Source organism: Pseudidiomarina fusca, assembly GCF_032227045.1.
Taxonomy (GTDB): Bacteria; Pseudomonadota; Gammaproteobacteria; order Enterobacterales; family Alteromonadaceae; genus Pseudidiomarina; species Pseudidiomarina fusca.
Genome location: NZ_JANFPJ010000065.1, coordinates 1 through 3614, shown reverse-complemented (window position 1 = coordinate 3614; position 3614 = coordinate 1). Strand labels below are relative to the sequence as shown.

Genomic DNA, 3614 nt, shown 5'->3' with positions numbered 1-3614 from the left:
CAGAGGATTATGTCTTTTTAGAGGGGAAAATCCCTAGAACCCCACCTTGAGACAGAACGCGCCTTGGTCAGAATCCCAGTCGCTGGGCGGGTTTGCGCCTACGCTCTTGACCCCCACGAGGTCTGGAAAGGGTACGACAACGCCAAAGAATACGCGGCCTTCGTGACCAAGACGCTGGTCAACAAGGACGGCGATATTAAGCGCCGGATCATGTCGATGTTTAGCCCAGAGGAACGCCCAGACGACAGGGAGTGACGGGCACTGGCTGGCAATGTCTAGCAACGGCAGGCATTTCGGCTGAGGGTAAAAGAACTTTCCGCTAAGCGATAGACTGTATGTAAACACAGTATTGCAAGGACGCGGAACATGCCTCATGTGGCGGCCAGGACGGCCAGCCGGGATCGGGATACTGGTCGTTACCAGAGCCACCGACCCGAGCAAACCCTTCTCTATCAGATCGTTGACGAGTATTACCCGGCATTCGCTGCGCTTATGGCAGAGCAGGGAAAGGAATTGCCGGGCTATGTGCAACGGGAATTTGAAGAATTTCTCCAATGCGGGCGGCTGGAGCATGGCTTTCTACGGGTTCGCTGCGAGTCTTGCCACGCCGAGCACCTGGTCGCTTTCAGCTGTAAGCGTCGCGGTTTCTGCCCGAGCTGTGGGGCGCGGCGGATGGCCGAAAGTGCCGCCTTGCTGGTTGATGAAGTACTGCCTGAACAACCCATGCGTCAGTGGGTGTTGAGCTTCCCGTTTCAGCTGCGTTTCCTGTTTGCCAGCCGGCCCGAGATCATGGGGTGGGTGCTGGGCATCGTTTACCGCGTCATTGCCACGCACCTGGTCAAGAAAGCGGGCCATACCCACCAAGTGGCCAAGACGGGCGCGGTCACCCTGATCCAGCGTTTTGGATCGGCGCTCAATCTGAATGTTCACTTCCACATGCTGTTTCTCGACGGTGTGTATGTCGAGCAATCCCACGGCTCAGCGCGTTTCCGCTGGGTCAAGGCGCCGACCAGCCCAGAGCTCACCCAGCTGACGCACACCATCGCCCACCGGGTGGGTCGCTATCTGGAACGGCAAGGCCTGCTGGAACGGGATGTCGAAAACAGCTATCTGGCCTCGGATGCGGTGGATGACGACCCGATGACACCCCTGCTGGGGCACTCGATCACTTACCGTATCGCTGTCGGTTCACAGGCGGGGCGAAAGGTGTTCACTTTGCAAACTCTGCCGACCAGTGGTGATCCGTTCGGTGACGGGATTGGCAAGGTAGCCGGGTCCAGCCTGCACGCCGGCGTGGCGGCCAGGGCCGATGAACGCAAGAAGCTCGAACGGCTGTGCCGGTACATCAGCCGCCCGGCGGTATCCGAGAAGCGGCTGTCGTTAACACGAGGCGGCAACGTGCGCTACCAGCTCAAGACGCCGTACCGGGACGGCACCACGCACGTCATTTTCGAACCATTGGATTTCATTGCAAGGCTGGCCGCCCTGGTACCGAAGCCCAGAGTCAACCTAACCCGCTTCCACGGGGTGTTCGCACCCAACAGTCGGCACCGGGCGTTGGTCACGCCGGCAAAACGGGGCAGGGGCAACAAGGTCAGGGTGGCTGATGAACCGGCAACACCAGCACAACGGCGAGCGTCGATGACATGGGCGCAACGGCTCAAGCGTGTTTTCAATATCGACATCGAGACCTGCAGCGGCTGCGGCGGCGCCATGAAAGTCATCGCCTGCATTGAAGACCCTATAGTGATCAAGCAGATCCTTGATCACCTGAAGCACAAAGCCGAAACCAGCGGGACCAGGGCGTTACCCGAAAGCCGGGCGCCACCGGCTGAGCTGCTCCTGGGTCTGTTTGACTGACGAGCCTGAAGGCCAACGATACCAATCAAAATGCTGCGTTCACAGCGCCGCGGCAGGGATCCGCCGTGCTGGTTGTCGGAAAAGGAGCCGCTAGTGGGAAAGAGGAGGGTAAATTTTCAGCGTTGCTGGCTCCCCGTCAGCCGGATTGGGTTGCATCGCAGGGGTGTCGAAAGAGTCAACTGCGGTCCAAAGCTGTTGGACTTGGGTGAAAAGGGCGTTTATTCTTCCTATACGTTGTCGGCAGCGGGCCAAAAAGGAATACGTCCATGCCCATCGAGGTGAAACCGGCTGTGAGCGCGGGTTCAAGCATATAGCCCGACAGGCGCGTATCCTTGCCGATCACGACACGATGGCGGTGGTCACCGCGACGAAAGACACGGCCAGCCGCCATGCCGACGCGCAAGGCGGTTTCCGCCGTCATCGCGCCTTCGTTGGCTTTGCCACGAATACCGTCTGTGCCGAAATATTTGCGCACCATAAGGTCGATTATCCTGTCGTCGGGTCGCCCTCAAAGGGGACATGCCTGCTGAACCGCGAATATAGAGAAATATCCCGAATGTGCAGTTAACGAATTCTTGCGGTTTCTTTCAGCGCCGCCAATACCGCCAGCCCGTCGCGCAAGGGGCGCGGCTCGTGTGTGCGGATGAAGTCAGCTCCACCTGCGGCGGCGGCAAGCTCTGCAGCGAGTGTCGCGGCCCCGACATCCCCCGGACCACGGCCTGTGAGCGCGCGCAGAAAGGATTTGCGCGAAACAGACAGAAGCACCGGCAAATCGAAGCGCAGCCGCAATTCATCGAACCGCGCCAGCACCGAGAGCGAGGTTTCGGGAGCAGCCCCCAGAAAAAACCCCATGCCGGGATCAAGGACAAGGCGGTTGCGTTTGATACCGGCACCCGTCAGCGCCGCGATGCGCGCGTCAAAGAACGCCGCAATGTGATCCATGATGTCGCCAGCGGGTGCCTCGCGCCGATCTGCCTGCCCGTCTTGCACCGAATGCATAACGACGAGTTTGGCAGATGATTTCGCCAATTGCGGATAGAACGCAGCGTCTGGAAAACCGCGAATATCATTGAGATAGGCCACACCACGCGACAAGGCATAGGCTTGCGTCGCGGGTTGATAACTGTCGAGCGAGACGGGAATGCCATCTGCCTTGAGCGCGTCCAGCACCGGCGCGATACGCGCGATTTCTGTGTCGGACGAAACAGGCGCGGCGTCGGGATTGCTGGATGCCGGACCGAGGTCGATCACATCTGCCCCCTCGGCCATCAGCTTACGCGCCTGCGCAATGGCTGCGTCTGGCGCCAGATACCGGCCTCCATCGGAGAAACTGTCCGAGGTTATGTTGACGATGCCGAAAATGATGAGCGATTTATTCATGGGGGCTTCTATAATAATAATAATCGAGCATGAGTCTCATACGGATGCTCGGGTCGAAAGGGAATCCCCAGGCGAGTAACCTGTTTGCGGTGATCCATTAGCTGCAGGAGCAGAATAGCATACATCTGGAAGCAAAGCCAGGAAAGCGGCCTATGGAGCTGTGCGGCAGCGCTCAGTAGGCAATTTTTCAAAATATTGTTAAGCCTTTTCTGAGCATGGTATTTTTCATGGTATTACCAATTAGCAGGAAAATAAGCCATTGAATATAAAAGATAAAAATGTCTTGTTTACAATAGAGTGGGATACAGACACGCTTGATATGTTTGGAGATGGGGTTCTAGGGATTTTCCCCTCTAAAAAGACTTAATCCTCTG

General features: G+C 57.7%; 2 protein-coding genes and 1 pseudogene. 1 reads left to right on the top strand and 2 read right to left on the bottom strand.

The window, feature by feature from the left end; translation table 11 throughout:
* Positions 1 to 366: 366 nt before the first annotated feature.
* Positions 367 to 1860, top strand: a complete 1494-nt coding sequence (locus NOG12_RS12955) for an IS91-like element ISCR2 family transposase (RefSeq protein WP_001120888.1) — start codon at positions 367 to 369, stop codon at positions 1858 to 1860.
* A 235-nt stretch (positions 1861 to 2095) separates the two neighbouring features.
* Here the strand turns inward: NOG12_RS12955 and glmM are convergent.
* Positions 2096 to 2338: pseudogene (gene glmM, locus NOG12_RS12950) on the bottom strand (phosphoglucosamine mutase); the annotation flags it as partial.
* 86 nt (positions 2339 to 2424) lie between these two features.
* Entirely contained in the window at positions 2425 to 3240 is an 816-nt protein-coding gene (gene sul2, locus NOG12_RS12945; protein ID WP_001043260.1) for a sulfonamide-resistant dihydropteroate synthase Sul2, read from the bottom strand.
* Positions 3241 to 3614: the final 374 nt, after the last annotated feature.